The organism is Pseudomonas sp. H3_A02 (genome assembly GCF_054671965.1).
Window position 1 is genome coordinate 4,601,210 of the sequence record NZ_CP162807.1, and the last position, 19,595, is coordinate 4,620,804.

13 protein-coding genes are annotated in these 19,595 nt (G+C 60.8%); 9 read left to right on the forward strand and 4 right to left on the reverse strand.

Features of this window, described 5'->3' with window-relative positions:
* Positions 1-402 precede the first annotated feature (402 nt).
* On the reverse strand, positions 403-1,116 hold the full coding sequence (locus tag AB4N80_RS20210) for a GntR family transcriptional regulator (protein ID WP_092164402.1): 714 nt from the start codon (positions 1,114-1,116) through the stop codon (positions 403-405).
* Positions 1,117-1,242: 126 nt separating this feature from the next.
* Positions 1,243-2,274 carry an Ldh family oxidoreductase gene (locus tag AB4N80_RS20215; RefSeq protein ID WP_122568564.1) on the reverse strand — a complete coding sequence of 344 codons (1,032 nt, stop codon included), beginning with the start codon at positions 2,272-2,274 and terminating at the stop codon, positions 1,243-1,245.
* Positions 2,275-2,485: 211 nt separating this feature from the next.
* On the opposite strand from AB4N80_RS20215, the gene AB4N80_RS20220 reads away from it, so the two are divergent.
* Both AB4N80_RS20220 and AB4N80_RS20225 read left to right on the forward strand, forming a co-directional pair.
* Entirely contained in the window at positions 2,486-7,297 is a 4,812-nt protein-coding gene (locus AB4N80_RS20220; RefSeq protein ID WP_460078484.1) for a dermonecrotic toxin domain-containing protein, read from the forward strand.
* A 180-nt stretch (positions 7,298-7,477) separates the two neighbouring features.
* The gene (locus AB4N80_RS20225) at positions 7,478-8,476 is read left to right on the forward strand and encodes a FecR family protein (RefSeq protein ID WP_305471014.1); all 999 of its coding nucleotides are present in this window, start codon (positions 7,478-7,480) and stop codon (positions 8,474-8,476) included.
* 238 nt (positions 8,477-8,714) lie between these two features.
* Here the strand turns inward: AB4N80_RS20225 and pvdQ are convergent, their stop codons facing one another.
* Positions 8,715-11,063, reverse strand: a complete 2,349-nt coding sequence (gene pvdQ, locus AB4N80_RS20230) for a bifunctional acylase PvdQ (protein ID WP_460078488.1) — start codon at positions 11,061-11,063, stop codon at positions 8,715-8,717.
* A gap of 296 nt (positions 11,064-11,359) precedes the next feature.
* Between pvdQ and AB4N80_RS20235 the strand changes: the two genes are divergently transcribed.
* Complete coding sequence (locus AB4N80_RS20235; protein ID WP_122568560.1) at positions 11,360-11,740, forward strand: fe2+ zn2+ uptake regulation protein; 381 nt, start codon at positions 11,360-11,362, stop codon at positions 11,738-11,740.
* A 9-nt stretch (positions 11,741-11,749) separates the two neighbouring features.
* Here the strand turns inward: AB4N80_RS20235 and AB4N80_RS20240 are convergent, their stop codons facing one another.
* The gene (locus AB4N80_RS20240) at positions 11,750-11,938 is read right to left on the reverse strand and encodes a hypothetical protein (RefSeq protein WP_042731964.1); all 189 of its coding nucleotides are present in this window, start codon (positions 11,936-11,938) and stop codon (positions 11,750-11,752) included.
* Positions 11,939-12,176: 238 nt separating this feature from the next.
* On the opposite strand from AB4N80_RS20240, the gene AB4N80_RS20245 reads away from it, so the two are divergent.
* From AB4N80_RS20245 to glgA, 6 genes are all read left to right on the forward strand, one after another.
* Positions 12,177-14,171, forward strand: a complete 1,995-nt coding sequence (locus AB4N80_RS20245) for a methyl-accepting chemotaxis protein (protein ID WP_460078492.1) — start codon at positions 12,177-12,179, stop codon at positions 14,169-14,171.
* A gap of 233 nt (positions 14,172-14,404) precedes the next feature.
* A complete protein-coding gene (locus AB4N80_RS20250) occupies positions 14,405-14,851 on the forward strand; it encodes a DUF411 domain-containing protein (protein WP_060742242.1) in 447 nt (148 codons plus the stop codon).
* Positions 14,851-15,285: a YqaA family protein gene (locus AB4N80_RS20255; protein ID WP_460078494.1), complete on the forward strand. Its 435-nt coding sequence runs from the start codon at positions 14,851-14,853 to the stop codon at positions 15,283-15,285. Before AB4N80_RS20250 ends, AB4N80_RS20255 begins: the two co-directional genes overlap by 1 nt.
* Positions 15,286-15,370: 85 nt before the next feature.
* Positions 15,371-16,402, forward strand: a complete 1,032-nt coding sequence (locus AB4N80_RS20260) for an alpha/beta fold hydrolase (protein ID WP_460078496.1) — start codon at positions 15,371-15,373, stop codon at positions 16,400-16,402.
* An 11-nt stretch (positions 16,403-16,413) separates the two neighbouring features.
* The gene (locus AB4N80_RS20265) at positions 16,414-17,376 is read left to right on the forward strand and encodes a D-2-hydroxyacid dehydrogenase family protein (RefSeq protein WP_305481507.1); all 963 of its coding nucleotides are present in this window, start codon (positions 16,414-16,416) and stop codon (positions 17,374-17,376) included.
* Positions 17,377-18,023: 647 nt separating this feature from the next.
* Positions 18,024-19,595 (forward strand): glycogen synthase GlgA, encoded by a 1,572-nt coding sequence (gene glgA, locus AB4N80_RS20270; protein WP_122564608.1) that lies wholly within the window; start codon positions 18,024-18,026, stop codon positions 19,593-19,595.

Sequence of the window (19,595 nt, forward strand, 5' to 3'; positions counted from 1 at the left end):
TGGGAGCGAGCTTGCTCGCGATGGCGTCAGCTCAGCAACATTGATGGCGACTGACACACCGCAATCGCGAGCAAGCTCGCTCCCACAGGGGATTTGTGGTGAATACAAATCCTCCAATCACACGAAAACCATTGTGGGAGCGAGCTTGCTCGCGATGGCGTCAGCTCAGCAACATTGATGGCGACTGACACACTGCAATCGAGCAAGCTCGCTCCCACAGGGGACTTGTGGTGAGTACAAGTCCTCCAATCACACGAAAACCATTGTGGGAGCGAGCTTGCTCGCGATGGCGTCAGCTCAGCAACATTGATGGCGACTGACACACCGCAATCGCGAGCAAGCTCGCTCCCACAGGGGATTTATGGTGAATGACAGTCCAGCCGTTACCTGCAACCGGGCGGGTTACTCCGAACGCAGAATCACCGTCATCCGCTCGTCAGCCAATGCCGAGCCGAACACTTCGGCGTAGCGCAGGGTCGCATTGGCATGCTCGCGCATGATCGCCTCGGCACGGCCGCTCTGACGATTGATCAGTGCGTCGAACACGGAATGGTGTTGCATGTGGGCATAGTTGAAGCGGCGAAACTCGCCGGCCATGTTCTGGCGGTCCACCGCCAGGGCGGTGACTGAGGCGAATGGCAGATGATCGTTGCGCGCCAGGGCGTCGGCGATCGCCGGGTTGTGGCTGCCTTCGACAATCACCTGATGAAAGCGCATGTTGAGGTCGTGATAGACCTCCAGGTCATCCTCGGTCACATAACCTTTGGCGAACAGTTCATCGCCCTGCACCAGGCATTGCTCAAGTATCGCGCGCGCTTCTTCAGACAAACCATGCTCGGCCGTCTGCCGTGCCGCCAGGCCCTCCAGCACGCCACGTACCTCCACAGCCCCGGCGATTTGCTCGGCGCTGACCGAACGCACCTGGAACCCTCGCCCGCCAAAACGCACCAGCAGCCCTTCCTGCTCCAGGGTGCGGAACGCCATGCGCACCGGCATGCGCGAAACGCCGAACAACTCGGCCGTGGGGATTTCCATCAAGCGCTCGCCAGCGGCCAGCTCACCCGAGGCGATCATCTTGCGCAGCGCAACCAGCACCGTTTGGCCGGGCTTACTCATCCAGGCGATTCCAGAGAAAAGAAGCCGTCATAGTAAAAGGCTTGGCGCAACGTGTCACGGCAAGGCATTGACGCGGAGCCGTGATAAACGCCGGTGGCAACCACCCTGGCTGCCACCGCCGGTGGTTCAAATGCCCGCCAATTCCCGCAACTGCGCCAATGTCTGCTCATCCAGGGTAATCCCCTGCTCATTGGCCTTGCTGCGCTCGCGATGACGACGGTCGCCCGGCAACCGCCGCAGCCCGACGCCATGCATCTGCCTGACCAGTTCCCGGCTGCGCTCGGCGAAGTCTTGCCCGGCGGCCTTGCTGGGGTCGATCACGATCAACAGCTGGCCGGTCCATGGCGTCTTGGCGCCCGGATGATTGCTCCAGTCGAACTCGAAGGAAAAATTCCCGCCTGTCAGGGCGGCCGCCAGCAACTCGACCATCATCGACAGCGCCGAGCCCTTGTGCCCACCAAACGGCAGGAGCGCGCCGCCTTCGAGAATCGCCTTGGGGTCGCGGGTCGGCTGCCCGAGGCTGTCCACGCCCATGCCCGGCGGCAGCAACTCACCCTTGCGCGCGGCAATCTGCACGTCGCCGTGGGCGATGGCGCTGGTGGCCAGGTCGAAGACAATCGGCTCACCGTCGGCTCGTGGCGCGGCAAAGGCGATGGGGTTGGTGCCGAACAATGGACGATCCGCGCCATGGGGCACCACGCACGTCATGCTGTTGACCACGCTCAACGCCACCAGGCCCTCGTAGGCAAACGGCTCGACATCCGGCCAGAGCGCCGCGAAGTGATGGGAATTGCGAATGGCCAGGACGGCGATGCCGGCGCTGCGGGCCTTTTCCACCAGCAATGGCCGCGCCGCAGCCAAGGCTGGCTGGGCAAAGCCATTACCGGCATCCACCGCGACGAACCCTGACGCCACGTCTTCGACCACTGGCACGGCCTTGCCATTGACCCAGCCACTGTTCAGCGTCGAGACATAACCGGGCAGGCGAAACACCCCATGGCTATGGGCACCGTCGCGCTCGGCCCCGGCGCAGTTTTCAGCCAGGCACCGGGCGACGTCGGTCGACGTGCCATGACGCAGGAAAATCTTCTCCAGCAAGCTCACCAGAGCATCGAAGGACAGGGTGCAAGAAGCGGCATGATCGGATGGCGCAGACATCTGAAGCTCCAGAATGATTGTTGGAGGTAGCGACAGCGTAAAGGACCCGCCCGGTGATTAAACACTGTTTCAGGCGCGCACTGTCAATCCTTCCCCAGCGCAGATCAAAGAAGTCCTGCGTGCAATAACTATGTACCACCGTTGCCCATCCATCGTTGCCTAGTCTGGCTGCTTCCGCGCCGTCTTGCGGCGCCTTGATAGAGAAGCAACGATGACCACTGAAACCACGCCACTGCTATTTCCCGAGATATTGAACGCCACTCGCCTGGATGAGTTGAACGCGCTTCATGGGCTGACCCAGGCCGACCTCGACTGGTTGCACCATGTCGCCCTGCCCAGCCATACGCAACGTGCGGCGCAGACGCCGCCGATGGCCGCCGAAACGATTCTGCTCCAAGCCGACAACAAGGTGCCTATCCCATTGGCCGGCTGCTTTACCCTCAAGGCCCTGCCAGATAGCGACGTCAAGCCCGCCTTCCTTTACACACCGGACAGAGGGATCCGCAAATTCAACGACTCGCACGCCCTCGAAAACAAGATCGATGAGATGCTGCAGGACACCGCGGGGCGCGAGGATCTTTTTCGCTACCTGTCGATTTCCCAACGCAGCGAACTGAACAGCACGACCGACATCACCCAAACCAGCCAGATCATCAACGGAGACGTTTTCAAGGCGCAGATCGAAGCCATCGAATACGCCCAGAGCCTCAATGCCCTGGCCATGGTGGATGAGCTGATCAAACTGCCCACACTGACCTCAATGCTGGACCAGGCGTTAAACGAACAGCTGCCCAACTTCGATCAACGACAGGCCCGCGTAGCCCTGCGCAAAGGCGTCCCGCTGGGCGATACCCACGCAATCCCAGTCACTGAAAGCATTGCGCTGAGCGACGCCGTGCTGGTGTACTTCCACCATCAGGGCTGGCCCGCCGGGCATGACGTCGACCTGACTCACCCCGGCACGAGCGCACACACAGCGCAACAATGGGAAGGCATCATCAAGGCCACGGCCAGGAACCTGATCCCCACACTCAGCCAATACATCAATACCTACTGGCAGGCGAACAGCCCGTTCCACCGGTCGCGCCGCGACTTTCTTGCCCGGGTCATTCGTGACGCATTGCGGGCCGCGATCCTGATCGCGCGCGAGAAAGGGCAACTGACCGAAGCGCAAAACCAGGAACTGCTTCGCCTGTTCAGGCCCTCCCGTCGGGACGAACCACTGCTGTTCATCGAAACGATTCGTCTCTGGGAATATCAACCGCACTTCGTCGAATTGGCCGGTTCGTTGATGATCAGCGGCAAGGACCATTACCTCTACACCCCCAACCACGGCCTGCAAAAAGTCGCCAATTACCTGGGTTTCAAGGACGCGTTGCTCAACACCCCCGCCCACACCGAGCCCAGGCAAGCGCTCTACAACCTCTTGAGCCTGGAGGAACGTAACCGTTTCCTGCGCTTCGACCAGCCGCAAGTGTCAGGCGAATCAGTGGACTTGCCGGTGGCCGAGACCCTGGCTGACGGGATCATTGCCAAGCAACTGGACAATCTTCACTACGCGCTGGAAATGTCCCGCCAGGGCGACGTCAACCTCCACTCACTCATCGACAAGGCGCTGGATATCCGCACCTTGATCAACAAAAGCCTGCTGGATCAGAAAACCGATGGGCATTGGGGCACGCGACCGGCGTTTTACGGAGAGCTGCGACCGTCCAACTTCATGGCCGACCAACTGGAGAGGAAGATCAAGAGCTACACCGATGTCGAAGACACTTTTCACACCCGCTTCATCCAGTTGCCGCCCGCCAACACGGCCGCGCTGCAAAGCGGGCTGGACAAGCTGCTGCCTGAACTGACCAACGCTTTCTCACTGGGCCTGCGCGCCGAGGCCGAACTCAGAGAACGTGACGGAACGCTACCGGCAGCCGCCCATGACTTGATCAGGAACGTTTTCGCCCATGACGCCGACCACCCGGACCGTACGCAGCGCCTGGGCGTCAGAGGCTTTCGACCGGATGTCTATTCGTTGAAGCTGACGTGCCACGCTGAAGGGCGCGCGGTTTCCCTGCGCCTGCCCAACTGCTTTTTACTGACCGAGCGCGGCGGTCTGGATACCCCCTACTCGGGCATGGCCATCCTTTGGTCCCCCACCAGCGGCCTACAGGCTTTTACGAGCGTCGACCTGGCCACGGAGCAGTTGAACAAGAATCTGCTGAACACTCGAAAACGCTTTGCCTGGCTGTCGAACCTGGCGCCCGCGCAACGCATACCCCACGGACGCTACCAGCTCCAGGCCTATGAACTGCTGGAAGACAATGTGCTGGTCAATCGGATGAAGTCGTTCATCGAACAGTTCAAGGCCGAGCGCAGTTACTTGAGCACATTGAAAGTCGGGGATTGGAAACTCAGCGGATCGGCGTTGCGCAACAGTCTCGACGCCTTGCTGGCCAAAGGCGCACCCACCAACCTGAAGCGCGCCGTGGACATTGCCCAAGCCAACAGGCGACAACAGAAACTACCCGCCTGGCTCGGCACGGCGTCCCTGGAAGATCGACGCTTGCATATCGAACTGCTCGAGCAATATAAGAACAGCGTGGTCGATGCCAAGGACTACCTGGACGGTATCGAGCCATTGCGCACCCACGTGCATAAAAAGCTCAGGGCGTTACTGGACGCACGCTTCCCTGGAAAAAACCTCGACCCCGACACCCTCCAGATCACACCGAACCTTGCCGTCGTGGGGCCGGCCAGCGCCTTGACCGACTTTGCCTTGAACCACGTCGATGTGACCCGAAACGGCTTCAAGGTTTCGTCGACCGCCCCGCGCAAACTGCCTGACGGCTTGAACGAGACGGCGGTCAGGCAAATATTGTCGTCATTGGATATTTCCACCGCCTATAAAACACAGGTCGTGGACACGCTTTCCGGCTCTGGCGCGCCAGTCCAGCAAAGGAAGCGCCGGTTCCGTCAACAATTACCCTGGCAACTGCTGCAACACGCTCACGCACGGCACCTACAGCAACATCTCTCCAACAAGGCCTTCGACCTGATTCGCCAGGTACTGGATATGCCGGACGCCATCGCCCGCAGCGCGGTTGAAGGCGCCAGCGCGCTGTTTCGCCCCGTGGAGCTGATCAAGACCGGCGGCGCGGCGGCGGTCAAGGCATTGGGGCTCTACCTGGTGGGTTCGAGCGCCCAGGCAACCAACCCCCTTGTCCTGTATTCCCCTTATCACTCGGGTCATTGCTTCACCGAGTTCAAGGACGAAGCGAGCGTGGTCGCGGCCTTCAACACGCCCGGCGCGCTCCAGGACCTGCTGATCCGCCGGCTTCCCGAGAACCAGCAAGCCATTTTCAGGAACCTGTTCGCCTCGACACTTGGGCACCTTTCGGAAATCACCCTGGGTTCCAACCCTATCCGCACCAACCTGCTCGACACGCTGTTCGATGACAACACGAAGTTGCTGGCAGAGCTGTTGAGTTCCCAGGCGCAGGACAAGCGCCAATTCGACTGGACCACTGCCTTGCACCTGTTCAGCTCGGGCATCCGGTTAGTGGGAAGACAGTTGCCGGGCAAACTGACGTTCATAGAGACGCTGTGGGAAAGCTACCAGGACTTCAAGGCGTCTTCCGAGGCCCTGCAAGCGCATGACTGGAAAACCGGCTTGCACAACTTCATCGCCGGCGCCGCCGAGATGGTGTCGCTGGGCCTGCTCAATCGCGACGATACATTCGGCCTGCTCGATCCTGTCTCGCAAACCACCCCCGCGACGGCACCGCTCCACTGGAACGAAATTGCTTCCACGGCCCCGGCTCGCACCGACCTGCAAGCCTTCGAAGCTACAGATATAAGCCTGCTGAACCTGCGAAGAAATCTGTTTGACGGAACCTATGAAGCGATGGGAACCGGCAAGCGTTATGCCTCCATTGCCGGAAAAGTCTTTCAGGTAGCCAACGTCAATCAGGCCTGGCGCATCGTTCATGAAAACGGAGAAGGCCCAATACTGAAAAAATCGTCTGACCGTCAGAAATGGTTGATCGATCCAGAACAACAGACCATTCGCTACGGCAAAGTGATGTCAAGCCTGGCCTATTCATACACCGACTACAAGGCCAGTAGATCACTCAACATCGCCGCGAAGGGCATGGCTGAAATACGCAGAAAATATCCTTACCATGCACATATGATTGTTCAAGCGTTGGAGACGGCAAGGTATTACTCGCTCAATGCCCTCCAGAACGTGACCCAACTCAAACGGCAGGTTTCTTCGGGCTCTCGGCTGGATACTTTTCTCAAGTCTTTTTTTGGCGTCGACACCGTCGATGCCCGTCTTATCAGAAAAATACATGCCGCAGTCTCGCCCATATGCCAGGCGTTGGCTGATCCGTCCTGGGAACTACAGAACGCCGGTCGCGTGGTTATCGGCAACCACAAACACATAGACGATGACGCGAGCGCGTTTGTGTTCGGACCTTCAGCCAACGGAAGAATTTATCTCACTCAGCTTTTCTTCAATACCGGGTTGGATTGGTATAAGAGCGCCGTACCAGAATACTTTGATGTCGACGCCCACGCCCAGGGCGCGACCCTCATCCACGAAATATCCCACCAGCTTTTCAATACGCTCGATATTACTTATGTGGACGCGGCGCTGCCGTTTCTGGACCTGATATCGACAGCGACGCATTTGGGGCAAAAGAAATACGATGGACAAAAAGACCGACAACTCAATGGATTTTCCTTGACCACACCACGAACACAACTGTTCATGGAATGGGACGGTGCCAGCCATGCATTCAAGAGCCTGGAAACCCTTCCCCGACATAGACATATGGTCAGGGAGATTCTAAAGATTACCGGCACCAACACCATGGACGCAGCGCGTGATGCATTTCTGGACCGAACTTTGCCAGACAAACGCATCGACCTCATACTTCGAAACGCCGACTCCCTTACGCTGCTCATCTGTGAGTTAGGGAGACAACTCGATTCGACGCCTTCTCGTTCGACGGACGTATTCTGACTCGCGTTTTTTTGCTCGGAGTGTTCGGTTTGTTGATCTTTTTTTCACGCCAAGTATGCGACGGTAGGCCATGATCCGTGTTTGAGCGAAAAAAACAGGCTCATTGATGCGTAAACGCCATGACGGCAGTTCTCGGCAGCTCATGCCGAAGGTTAGAATGCGGCAAACCAGGACGAATCAATGACCGAACATACCCTCTCGGAAGCCGAATACGACGCCATTACCGATGCCGCAGCCCATTGGTGCATGCGCTTGCATGCCGTCGACTGCACCGATGCCGAACGGCAGGCGTTCAAGCAGTGGCACGATGCCGATCCTCTGCATGCGTTCGAATACGAAGCCATGCGGGAAATCTGGGATGTTGCCGATCATCTGCCACGCGTCGAGTCCACGCCCGCCACTCCAGCGTCCAGGTCTCGGTCGAGCTGGAGTCGGTTGGCTGTCGCCGCCGCAGTGCTCGTCGTGGGCCTCCCCCTGGCTGCCTACACCGGCTGGAACCTGGACTGGATTGCCAATTCCTACGAGCGGTTCGAAGCCGGCACGAGCGTGCGTCATATCACCCTGGGGGACGGCAGCCAGGTGGAACTCAACCTGGGCAGTGAGCTGACCTTTGCCAACTACAAAAACGAACGCCGGGTGACCCTGGAAAAGGGCGAGGCGTTTTTTGACGTCAGCCATGACAAACAGCATCCGTTTGTCGTGCGCGCCGGCCAAGGCCAGGTGCGTGTGACCGGTACGCGCTTCAACGTCTGGATGTACCAGGACCAGGTGCGGGTTACCCTGGTGGAAGGTTCGGTCAGGGTCACCAGCAACCAGGCGCTCACCCGTAACGGCCTGCAACTTTCGCCGGGCATGCAGGCGAGCTACAAGGCGGGCGACCACCAACCCCAAGTCCGAGAGACAGCCCCCAACGACAGTTCGCTGGCGTGGCGCAACGGTAAGTTGGTGTTGGATGACCTGGCCCTGAGCGATGCGCTGCCGCTGATCAACCGCTACCTCGAGCGTCCCGTCATGCTGGCTGACAACAGCACCGGCGGCCTGCGAGTCGGCGGTGTGTACAACATCAGCGAAGTGCAAAACCTCGTGGCTTCGTTGCCCAAAGTCCTGCCGGTCTACCTGACCCAGAACAAGGACGGCAACCCGGTGCTCAATTCCATCGGGCAGCGGCCGGCCCAATAATTGCGTCCCCTGTGGGAGCAAAGCTTGCTCGCGGTAGCGGTGGATCAGTCTGACTGGATTTTGAATGTGCCGCTCTCATCGCGAGCAAGCTCGCTCCCACAGTTTGGATCGCTGCCGGCCTGTAGTTTCCCAAACGCCAAAAATCTCCTGTGGGAGCAGAGCTTGCTCGCGATGACGGAGGGTCAACCTGCATCCATTTTGAATGTGACTGCCCCTTCGCCTGCAAGTACAACAGCGATTATTGCGTCGCCACCCTGCCCGCCTCATCGCGCTCACGGATAATCACAGCCTGATAGTCCGGATCGGCCTTGATCTGCTGTTCGGTGAAGGGCAGCACACTCCACTGCTTCTGCGAAAAAGCCTGGGTCTGGTCGGCCGAATAAGGGGAAGCAGGGTCGCTGGAAATGGAGAACGCCAACAATCCCTGGGCTTGCGGACCTTTACCGTCAAACGTCACCACTTGCAGGTAGCTGGTACCGCTGACCACCTCCCATTTGCCGTTCGCCCCCGGCACGCTCTGGATCGCGTTATAGATGCCCAACTCCCCGGGGCCGCCATGGATCGGCGTCTGTCGGCTGCCGCTGCTGGCCACCTGGACGTCTTGCCATCGGCTGTCCTTCGACAACCCCGCAACCTTCACCGCCGCAACCGAAGCCAACATGGCTTCGCGCACAGCCTTGAGCACCGGTGGTCGCTCGATCGCCAGGCCCCGCGGGGTGTGTTGCGGGTCTTTGGGATCGAACGCAACGCGCCATGAATCAGGCAGCGCCTGCAGCCGTTCCATGATCTGCTGGAAATGTACGAACCCCACACCGCTGTTCAGGCCGGCCTTGCGATCCCAGGCCTTGAGGCTGGCGCAGGCCTCGGCCAATGCCGACGCTTCGGGCTCCAGGTCACCGGCGCAAACGCCGAGCAGGTCCGGCATCACCTGGTCAGCCAGGTACACCTGATCGTCCATGACCATCCGCTGTAAATCTGCCACCTTCACCGGCCCGACCTTGGCCAACTGGCCCAACCGCTGCAGCGCAAAACGCGCCCGCAGGCCCAGCGGCTGGCCTTGCTGGCTGATCACCGGGGAATAACCGGACAACGGCTGTGCAGGGTTGACCATCCAGGCCGAATCGTTGGAGTTCTGCACATAATCGCGGCGCAGCAACTGCGGGAGCTTGTCGGCGGCATAAATGCCCTTTTGCACTGCATTGGAATCGTTGCCCCAGGCGCATTCGCTGCGACTGCCATCCAGCACGATCAGTTGCAGCCCGGCCCGGGGGTCGCTGCACCGGGTCAGTTTGTCGGCGTCGACGTTCGGCACCACCGACACGTTCATGTATAGGCTTTGCCCCTGGTCGTCCACCGCCAGGGTATTGACCCAGGGAATGCCCTGAATCTTATGGACGGCGTCCTGCAAATCCTTGAGCGTGACGGCCTTGTTCATGGCGTACCACTGGGCCAGCACACGATCGTTTTCCAGGTTCGCATCCCGCAGGCTGTAGGCGAATCGGTTGTCCCAGTCCAGCCGGCCGGGCCATTGCACGATCGGGCCGAACTGCGAGCCATAGACCACGCGGGAAACCGTCTGCACCTGGCCGTCGGGTTGCTTGATGTCCACCGCGACCGTCTGCTGGCTCATCGGCACGGATTCGCCATCGAGCAGGTAGCGGGTCGGGTCTTTCGGGTCCAGTTGCAGCCGATACAAGGTGAAATGCTTTGAGCTGTCGACGGTGTGGGTCCAGGCCAGGTGTTGGCTGAAACCGATGTTGATCATCGGCAGGCCCGGCAGCGCCGCGCCCATGACGTCCAGCTTGCCGGGAATGGTCAGGTGCATCTGGTAGAAACGCATGCCGCCCACCCACGGAAAATGCGGGTTCGCCAGCAACATGCCGTGACCATTAAACGAGCGCTCACTGCCGATGGCCAGGGCATTGCTGCCGCGCTCCAGGGCAAAACGCTGCTGCCGGGTCGCGGCAGCGGCGAAACTCGCGGCCGGAGCAGTGGCGAGTGCCGTCGCCTGAGGCGGTTGTGCGCCAGCCAGGGCTTCGGCGAACTGGCCGACGCCGCCTTCCACCAACAAGCGACGGGTCAATTTGACCAGGTCCAGCGCGGTGATCGGCCGCACCCACTCACTGGCGCATTGCTCAGGCAGGCCCTTGGCCTTGCGCTCGGCCAACGCACGGTTGTAGCCCGCCGCATAGCCTTCAACCAGTTGTTGCACTTGAGGCGTCTGGGCCTGCCAGAAACCGGAGACCGCTTGCGGTGTGTTGAGCCAGCTGAAAAACAGATCGCTGGCGCGGTTCTCCCGCTGCTCGACCGTGACCTGCTCGGGCCCGAAGTAACGCGAGCGCTGGGCATTGACCGTGACGATCTCATTGGCCAGCAGGCACAGATTGTCCTGGGCATAGGCATAACCGATGCCATAACCCAGTCCACGTTCGTCCTGAGCCCGGATATGTGGCACGCCAAACCGGGTGCGACGGATCTCGGCACTGGCCTGCTGTCCATCGTCCTGCGCATTGACCACGGGGCTGAGCCCGAGGGCGATCCCCAGAAAAGCGCCTGCAAGGCCAACCCTCGATAACTGCCCGGACATTCTCACGTTCACTCCTGATGAAAACTTCAGAGACCAGGACGGCTGCCGCTGCGCCAGTCGACAAACACTCGGCCCGCCTGGGAAATCACACGCCGCGTGCTGAACCGGAATGTGCCTACCTTGAAAACGAACCGGATGAAAAAAAATTAATGGCCTTGCGCCGCTTGAACACGGGGGTTTGACGAAGCGGGAGCAATTTTTTCACATCATCGTCCTCATGATTGCGCGTCCTCGTTCGTCCTATAACAGGAGAGTATTCGTGACCTTTTCTGATCAGGCTGGTAAGGAGTTTCTGCATGCGTAACGCGCAACTGCCCATGGAGGGCAAGCCAAGGCCAACCGGCGTCTCGCTGAACGCCACTCACCGTGAATTCGACAGGCCGCCAGAGCGCGGCGGCAATGACCACATCAGGCGCCTGCTCAAGAGCTTCGGGCTCAGGACCAGCCTGATTCGTCTTAAAGTCATCGACGCGCTGCTCAAGGCCGCCCACGAAAACCGCTGCCTGGGTGTGCGTGGTGTGCACAGCCAGTTATTGGGGCTGGACATTCCGTTGTCCTTTCTCAGCGTTCGCGAGGTATTGAAGCGCCTGTGCAGCGAAGGGGTCGTGACCCTCAACGCCGATAAAAGCTACCGCCTGCACCCTAGCGCGATGGCCGTGCTCGAGGCCGAGGAATGAAGCCGGCGCTCAGGGCTTGACCTTGCGCCGCATTACGCCGTTGATCACCACCACGATGACCGCCACGGCAATGGCGATGTATTGAAACAACTGCTCGCTGATCATGCCCTTGCCCTGCATCCAGGACAGCCCCAGCATGATAGCCAGGACGACGAGGACGATCAGAATCGAGTATTTCAAACGTTGTGAATGAGTCATTGCCAATTTCCTGAATGTATCCGTTCTGTATCCGAAGGCTTGTCAAGTCCGCACCCTATCGCCTGGATGACGGGTTGCCGACGGCCCCCATGGTACAGCCGAAGGCGTGTCTTCGTGCAATCCGCTCGTTCTATCCCTCGACCAACTGACCTCTAAAGCTGCGTCCTCCCAGGCCGATATAGTCAGGACTGCCCATCCGCCTGCTCCAGAAAGTCGCCTTCGTGCAAGGACTTCCCACATGCCTTCATTCCGAACTATTCAGGCACGCTACACCCTGTTTCTGGTTATTTTCATGCTGGTGCTGTCCCTCCTGACGGTGGTGGGCATCAGTTACCTGGTCGCGCCCAAGCTGCGCCACACCGAAGAGCAAGTGGTCCTGAACCGCATCGCCGAGGTTGCCGAGCAGATCCAGGGCGAATTGAACAAGGTACAGGCGCAGCAACGCAGCATCACCCAGACCATCCCGCTGCTCGACAGCGATGCCATCGACAAAGTGTTGCCGGGGCTGGTGGATCAGTACGGCGAGTTGAAAGTCTTCGGCGGCGGGATCTGGCCCTTGCCCAACCAGCGGGCCGAGGGTCGCAGCAAGTTCAGCACGTTCTGGCACCGCGACGCGTCCGGCAAACTGGTGGTCAATACCTTCTGGAACAGTGACGCCGCGCCCAACTATTACGAACAACCCTGGCACAAGGGCGGCATGGCCACTCCACCGGGCAAATGCGCCTGGGCTGCGGCCTATAAAGATGACGCCAGCGCCGAACCGCGCACCAACTGCGCCATGGCCATCCAGAAAAACGGCGTGCCTTACGGCGTGTCCACCATCGACGTGACCCTGGGCTTCTTCAATGAGCTGGTGGCACGCAAGGAAGCCGACCTGAGCGCCGAGATGCTGATCGTCGAAGGCGACGGCAAGATCATCAGCAACAGTTCGCGCATCAGCGGGCCGATCGTGCTGAAGAACATCAGCGAACTGGCGGCCACCTCGCCATTCGCCGCCCAGGTCAAGGCGGGCCTGGCCCAGCGCGACCAGCCGTTGCAGCGGGTCGAGTTCGACAACAAGGGCGAGGCCAGCACCTTCTTCATGCGCCCTATCGAAGGTTCGCCGTGGTTCCTGGCGACCGCATTGCCGACCCGCCTGATCACCGCCCAGCGCGACGATGTACTGAGCACGTTGAGCCTGCTGCAGATCCCGATGGTGATCCTGCTGGTCTTGATGCAGCTCTACGCGATCCGCCAGTTGACTAATCGCATGAAGGTGCTCAAAGGCAACATCGACGTCTTGTCCACCGGCGATGCCGACCTGACCCGACGCATCACCATCCGGGCCGAGGATGAATTGGGGGCGATTGGTCATTCGGTCAACCGCTTCATCGCTTACCTGCAAGGCATGATCGGTGAAGTCACCCAGGCCACCGGCGCCATGGCGTCGAGCCTGGGCGATCTGCAACGGACCTCGGCCCATACCAGCGAAATCCTGATGCGCCACGCCTCGGAAACCGACCAGACCGTGACCGCCATCACCCAGATGAGCTCTACGGCTGAAAGCGTCGCGCAAAACGCCGCCGAGACTGCGGCGTTCACCCAACGCGCCAACGAGCATGCCGATCGCTCCCGCGTCGTGGTCGGTGAGGCCTCCAGCAGTGTGGTGGCGTTGATCGATGAAGTCGCCAGCGCCACCCGCAAGGTCGAGAGCATGCAACAGGACGCCCAGCGCATCACCGAGATCCTGGGCGTGATCGGCGCCATCGCCGGGCAGACCAACCTGCTGGCGCTCAACGCCGCTATTGAGGCCGCCCGTGCCGGGGAGCAAGGCCGTGGTTTTGCCGTGGTGGCCGACGAAGTCCGCGCCCTCGCCGCCCGTACCCAGGCCAGTACCTCGGAAATCAACGAAATGCTGACCCGCCTGACCCAAGGCGTGAGTTCGTCGGTCTCGGCCATGGAAAACACCCAGGCCAGTTGCCAGTCGGCGGCCGATGCGACCTCCCGAGTCAACTCGGGCCTGGACGAAATGGCCGGCTCGGTCAGCCAGATCAACAGCCTGAGCACCCAGATCGCTACGGCCGCCGAGCAACAGAGCGCGGTGACCGAGGAGATCAATCGCAGCATGGTGCAAATCCGCCACATGGTGGAGGAACTGGTGGAAAGTGGCCTGGCCAGCGAGGCCAACACCCGGCAGCTGCTGGACGCCAATAGTCGGGTGAATACGATCATGGGGCGGTTCAAGGTGCGCTGAAGCGCCCCCATTCACCTGTGTCAGATCTGTGGGAGCAAAGCTTGCTCGCGATAGAGTCGGATCAGCTGCAAGGTTGTGACTGACAAACCGCTATCGCGAGCAAGCTCGCTCCCACAAGACTGCGTTCGTCCTTCCAGCCTGACAATTGTGTAATCCCCGCCTCAGCCCCCTGTCAGCTTGCCCTCGCTACTCTGTTATCCTCCCTCCAAACCGTTCGACAAGAGACCTCCTTCATGGCCAACCCCCTGCACCTGCTCGCCTTGAGCGCCCTGTTCATGACTACCTTGGCCCAGGCCGCCGAACCCGTCACCATCGATGTGCACCGCGACGCCAACTGCGGCTGCTGCAAAAAATGGATTTCACATCTGCAAGAAAATGGCTTCAAGGTCAACGACCATGTCGAGGCCGACATGAGCTCGGTCAAACAACGCCTGGGCGTGGCGCCGAACCTGCGTTCCTGCCACACCGCCGAAATCAACGGCAAATTCGTCGAAGGCCATGTTCCGGCCGACCAAGTGCTTGCGCTGAGCAAGCGCGATGACCTGCTCGGCGTGGCAGCACCGGGCATGCCCATGGGCTCGCCCGGCATGGAAATGGACGGCATGAGCGACGCTTATCAAGTGATCGGCCTGAAAAAAGACGGGACCCAAACTGTAGTGGCGGATTACCCGGCCCACTGATGGGCGAAGCCTATATCGGCTTGTTCCTGGCTGCTTTCGGCGCGGCAACCTTGTTGCCGCTGCAATCCGAAGCATTGTTGGTCGGCCTGTTGCTCAGCGAACGCCATGAGGCCTGGTTGCTGCTGGGGGTCGCCACGACTGGCAATGTCCTGGGTTCGCTGGTGAACTGGTGGCTGGGCACACGCCTGGAACACTTCAAGGACCGGCGCTGGTTTCCGGTCAGCCCGGCCCACTTGGACAAGGCTCGCGTGCACTACCAGCGCTTCGGCCGTTGGTCGCTGCTGCTCAGTTGGCTGCCGATCATCGGCGATCCGTTGACCCTGGTGGCCGGGGTGATGGGTGAGCCGTGGCGCCGCTTCCTGCTGATCGTGACCCTGGCCAAAGGCCTGCGCTATGGCGTGCTCGCCCTCGCCACGCTGGGCTGGATGGGTTGAACATTCGGTCCGTTCGGTTGCCTGTGGTTAATACCGCCATAATCGGGTCGCGCCAGGATCGGCCGCGGCCACAAGGAGATTGACCATGTCCCGAACCCCCACGCGCTGGTTGCCCAGCCTGCTCTTCACCGCCGCCCTGCCCCTGCTCGCCCAGGCCGCCACCCCGCCGGAAGGCCCGGCCTACGGCGCTCAGCTGGAGGGCTTCGAATACCCCTATACCCTCAAGCACTTCGCCTTCCAGTCCCAGGGCAAATCGTTGCAGATGGGCTATATGGACGTGCCGGCCCAAGGCAAGGTCAATGGCCGTACCGTGGTGCTGATGCACGGCAAGAATTTCTGCGCCGCCACCTGGGGCGATTCGATCAAGGTGTTGAGCGAGGCCGGCTACCGGGTCATCGCGGCGGACCAGGTCGGTTTCTGCACCTCGAGCAAACCCGAGCATTACCAGTACAGCTTCCAGCAACTGGCGACCAACACCCAAGCCTTGCTCAAGGCCCTCGGTGTACAGAACGCCATCGTCCTCGGCCATTCCACCGGCGGCATGCTCGCCACCCGCTACGCCTTGCAGTTTCCCGATCAGGTCGAGCGCCTGGCAATGGTCAACCCCATCGGCCTGGAAGACTGGAAAGCCATGGGCGTGCCCTATCGCACCGTGGACCAATGGTACGCCCGTGAGCTGAAAGTCACCGCCGAGGGCATTCGCAATTACGAGCGCACGACCTATTACGCCGGCCGCTGGAGGCCTGAGTTCGACCGTTGGGTGGACATGCTCGCCGGCTTGAACAAGGGCCCGGGTCATACGCAAGTGGCGTGGAACTCGGCGCTGATCTACGACATGATCTTCACCCAGCCGGTCTATTACGAGTTCAAGGACCTGACCGTGCCCACCCTGCTGTTGATCGGTACCTCCGACACCACCGCCATCGGCAGCGACATCGCGCCGCCCGCGGTCAAGGCCAAACTGGGCCACTACGAGGTACTGGGCAAGCAGGTGGCCGGGCTGATTCCCCGCTCGACCCTGGTGGAGTTCCCCAATCTGGGGCATGCCCCGCAGATGGAAGAGCCGGATCGATTCCACAAGGCCCTGCTGGGCTGGCTGGACAAACCCATTCCCTGACGAGGTGTTACATGGCGGTGCAAATAGCAGTCATAGACGATTGGCAAGATGTGGCACGCGATGTGGTGGACTGGTCGGTGCTGGACAGCATCGGCCAGGTGACGTTTCTCCACGACTACCCCGCCGACCGCGACACCCTCGCCGAACGCTTGCAGCGCTTCGAAGTGATTTGCGTGATGCGCGAACGCACCGTGTTCGACGAAGGCCTGCTGCACCGCCTGCCCAATCTCAAGCTGCTGCTTACCGGCGGCATGCGCAATGCCGCCCTGGACCTGAAGGCCGCTGCCGAGCTGGGCATCCAGGTGTGCGGCACCGACAGCTACAAGCACGCCGCGCCCGAATTGACCTGGGCCCTGATCATGGCCCTGACCCGCAACCTGGTGCCGGAAGCCACTGCCTTGCGCGCCGGCCTGTGGCAGCAAGGCCTGGGCGGCGACCTGCACGGCAAGACACTGGCGATCCTCGGCCTGGGTAGCATCGGCACACGGGTGGCGCAGTTCGGCCAGGTGTTCGGCATGCGGGTCATCGCCTGGAGCCAGAACCTCAGCGCCGAGCGGGCTGCCGAAGTCGGCGTGACCTACGTCAGCAAGCAGGCGTTGTTCGAACAGGCCGACATTCTCTCGATCCACCTGGTGCTCGGCGAACGCACTCGCGGCCTGGTGGATGCCCAGGCGCTGGGCTGGATGAAACCCGAAGCGCTGCTGGTCAACACCTCCCGCGGGCCGATCGTCGACGAAACCGCCCTGATCGACGCCCTCCAGCACCAGCGCCTGGCTGGCGCCGCCCTGGACGTCTTCGCCCAGGAACCCCTGCCTGCCGACCACCCCTTCCGCACCCTGGACAACGTACTGGCCACGCCTCATGTGGGTTACGTCAGCCGACAGAATTACCAACAGTTCTATTCCCTGATGATCGAAGACCTGCAGGCCTGGGCAAAGGGCACGCCGATTCGATTGCTGACGCCGGCGGGTTGAATCGAGCCCAATACCCAGAACACTTCTTCCTGTGGGAGCGGGCTTGCTCGCGAATGCTGTCTGCCAGTCACATATTTGCTGACTGATACACCGCATTCGCGAGCAAGCCCGCTCCCACAGAAATAGCGTGTTTCCCTTGCGGAAAATGGCCATCAAAACGCCTCTATTCCACCCGCCCCTTGATGGTGCAACACGCCATTCCATCGCGCACGCCAATGAACCAACCCCCTCCCCCTACACTTTTTTCTTTGCAGGAAACTGCACTTCGTCGGTGCGTATTCCTCTTCGTCGTGTAAGACATTGCCGCTAAAAAACGTGATTGTCGGACAATGCGACGAACCGAGGCGCACCGCTCTAGGATCTGACCTAGACTGCCTAACCGGGGGGAAAACCGACCGGTCATCCAGACGAAAAAAAGTCGAAACTTTTCGCAACGGCGACAGGTCAGGTTAGAGGTAGGGCAACAGCGACTGGTGCAGTCCTTGCACTGGTCATTGCAACAGCTCCTTCAGCTGATTCGCTTCGCCGCGTTTGGGTAGCCGTTCGCTTTCCTTGCGTTGCGCTTGTGCGCCTGGCCGCAGGATTTGGCCAATGAAACAACAGCTCTGGCGCGTGCCGGAAACAGATCGAGAAAATGGGAGATATGTATGATCAGTGCTGCCTTGGAACCACAACACGTCCGTTCTCAATTACCGCCGGCGGCCGAATCGCCGACGGCCCCGGTGCTGGCCACCGGCGGCAAGGCACTGCTCCCCGTCGTTCGACAGAACCCCAATCGCAAGAAAGTCCTGTTCGTCACCTCGGAAATCGCCGACCTGGTCAAGACCGGCGGCCTGGGCGACGTGTCCTCGGCACTGCCCCGGGCCATGGCCGGGCTGCATGATGTCCGGGTGTTGATCCCTGGTTATCCGCAAGTGATGAACAGCGGCAATCCGATCCACGTCGTCGGCGAGCTGGGCGGCCACGCCGCGCTGCCGCCCTGCAAGATCGGGCGCATGGACATGGCCGACGGCCTGGTGATCTACGTACTGATCTGCCCGGAACTGTTTGCCCGCGAAGGCTCGCCCTACGGTGCCAACAACGGCCGCGACTGGCCCGACAACCACATTCGCTTCGCCCGCCTGGGCTTGGCGGCTGCCGACATCGCCGCCAACCTGGCGCAGATCCATTGGTGCCCGGACCTGGTCCACGCCCACGACTGGCCAGCCGGGTTGGCGCCGGCGTACATGCACTGGCGCGGGCAACGCACCCCGACCCTGTTTACCATCCACAACCTGGCGTACCAGGGTGTGGTCAGCTTGGCCTCCTGCCCGGAACTGGGCATCCCCGAGCACGCCCTGCAACAGGAAGGCATGGAGTTCTACGGCAAATTGTCGTTCCTCAAGGCCGGGATGGCCTACTCCAGCCATATCACCACCGTCAGCGCCACCTACGCCCAGGAGATCACCACCCCGGCGTTTGGTTGCGGGCTCGACGGTTTCCTCGCGGCCAAGACCCAACAAGGCTTGCTCAGCGGCATCCCCAACGGCATCGATGAAAGCTGGGACTCGGCCACCGACACTCACCTGTTTCGCCAGTTCGCCATGGGCGACTGGGAAGGCAAGTCCGTCAACGCGAGCCATGTACGGGAACTGTTTGGTCTCGACGATTCCACGGGCCCATTGTTCGCCGTGGTGTCGCGCCTGGTCTACCAGAAAGGCCTGGACCTGACCGAAGCGGTCGCCGAGTTCATCGTCGAGTCCGGCGGCCAGATCGCCATCATCGGCCGCGGCGAACCCGAGGAAGAACAGGCCATGCGCGAGCTGGCGCTGCGCTTTCCCGGCCGCATCGGCGTGCGCATCGGCTTCAACGAAACCGATGCGCGGCGGATGTTCGCCGGCAGCGATTTCCTGCTGATGCCGTCGCGCTATGAGCCCTGCGGCTTGAGCCAGATGTACGCCCAACGTTTCGGCTCGCTGCCGGTGGCGCGCAATACCGGAGGCCTGGCGGACACCATCGAAGATGGCATCACCGGCTTCCTGTTCGATGAATCCACCGTAGAGAGCTATCAACAAGCCTTGAGCCGAGCCTTCAAGGTCTTCGAATTCCCCGACCTGCTCAACGCCATGCGCTGCCGGGCCATGTCTGCGCCGTTCAACTGGTGCAAGGCCGTGGAACCCTATGCCGAACTCTACGAACAGCTGGTGGCGAAGTCACTGGGAAAATCGGCCAGACAATGA

What these genes read in the sequence shown, in the direction of transcription:
- AB4N80_RS20210 (WP_092164402.1), bottom strand. Translation starts at nt 1,116, where the DNA reads ATGAGTAAGCCCGGCCAAACGGTGCTGGTTGCGCTGCGCAAGATGATC.
- AB4N80_RS20215 (WP_122568564.1), bottom strand. Translation starts at nt 2,274, where the DNA reads ATGTCTGCGCCATCCGATCATGCCGCTTCTTGCACCCTGTCCTTCGAT.
- AB4N80_RS20220 (WP_460078484.1), top strand. Translation starts at nt 2,486, where the DNA reads ATGACCACTGAAACCACGCCACTGCTATTTCCCGAGATATTGAACGCC.
- AB4N80_RS20225 (WP_305471014.1), top strand. Translation starts at nt 7,478, where the DNA reads ATGACCGAACATACCCTCTCGGAAGCCGAATACGACGCCATTACCGAT.
- pvdQ (WP_460078488.1), bottom strand. Translation starts at nt 11,063, where the DNA reads ATGTCCGGGCAGTTATCGAGGGTTGGCCTTGCAGGCGCTTTTCTGGGG.
- AB4N80_RS20235 (WP_122568560.1), top strand. Translation starts at nt 11,360, where the DNA reads ATGCGTAACGCGCAACTGCCCATGGAGGGCAAGCCAAGGCCAACCGGC.
- AB4N80_RS20240 (WP_042731964.1), bottom strand. Translation starts at nt 11,938, where the DNA reads ATGACTCATTCACAACGTTTGAAATACTCGATTCTGATCGTCCTCGTC.
- AB4N80_RS20245 (WP_460078492.1), top strand. Translation starts at nt 12,177, where the DNA reads ATGCCTTCATTCCGAACTATTCAGGCACGCTACACCCTGTTTCTGGTT.
- AB4N80_RS20250 (WP_060742242.1), top strand. Translation starts at nt 14,405, where the DNA reads ATGGCCAACCCCCTGCACCTGCTCGCCTTGAGCGCCCTGTTCATGACT.
- AB4N80_RS20255 (WP_460078494.1), top strand. Translation starts at nt 14,851, where the DNA reads ATGGGCGAAGCCTATATCGGCTTGTTCCTGGCTGCTTTCGGCGCGGCA.
- AB4N80_RS20260 (WP_460078496.1), top strand. Translation starts at nt 15,371, where the DNA reads ATGTCCCGAACCCCCACGCGCTGGTTGCCCAGCCTGCTCTTCACCGCC.
- AB4N80_RS20265 (WP_305481507.1), top strand. Translation starts at nt 16,414, where the DNA reads ATGGCGGTGCAAATAGCAGTCATAGACGATTGGCAAGATGTGGCACGC.
- glgA (WP_122564608.1), top strand. Translation starts at nt 18,024, where the DNA reads ATGATCAGTGCTGCCTTGGAACCACAACACGTCCGTTCTCAATTACCG.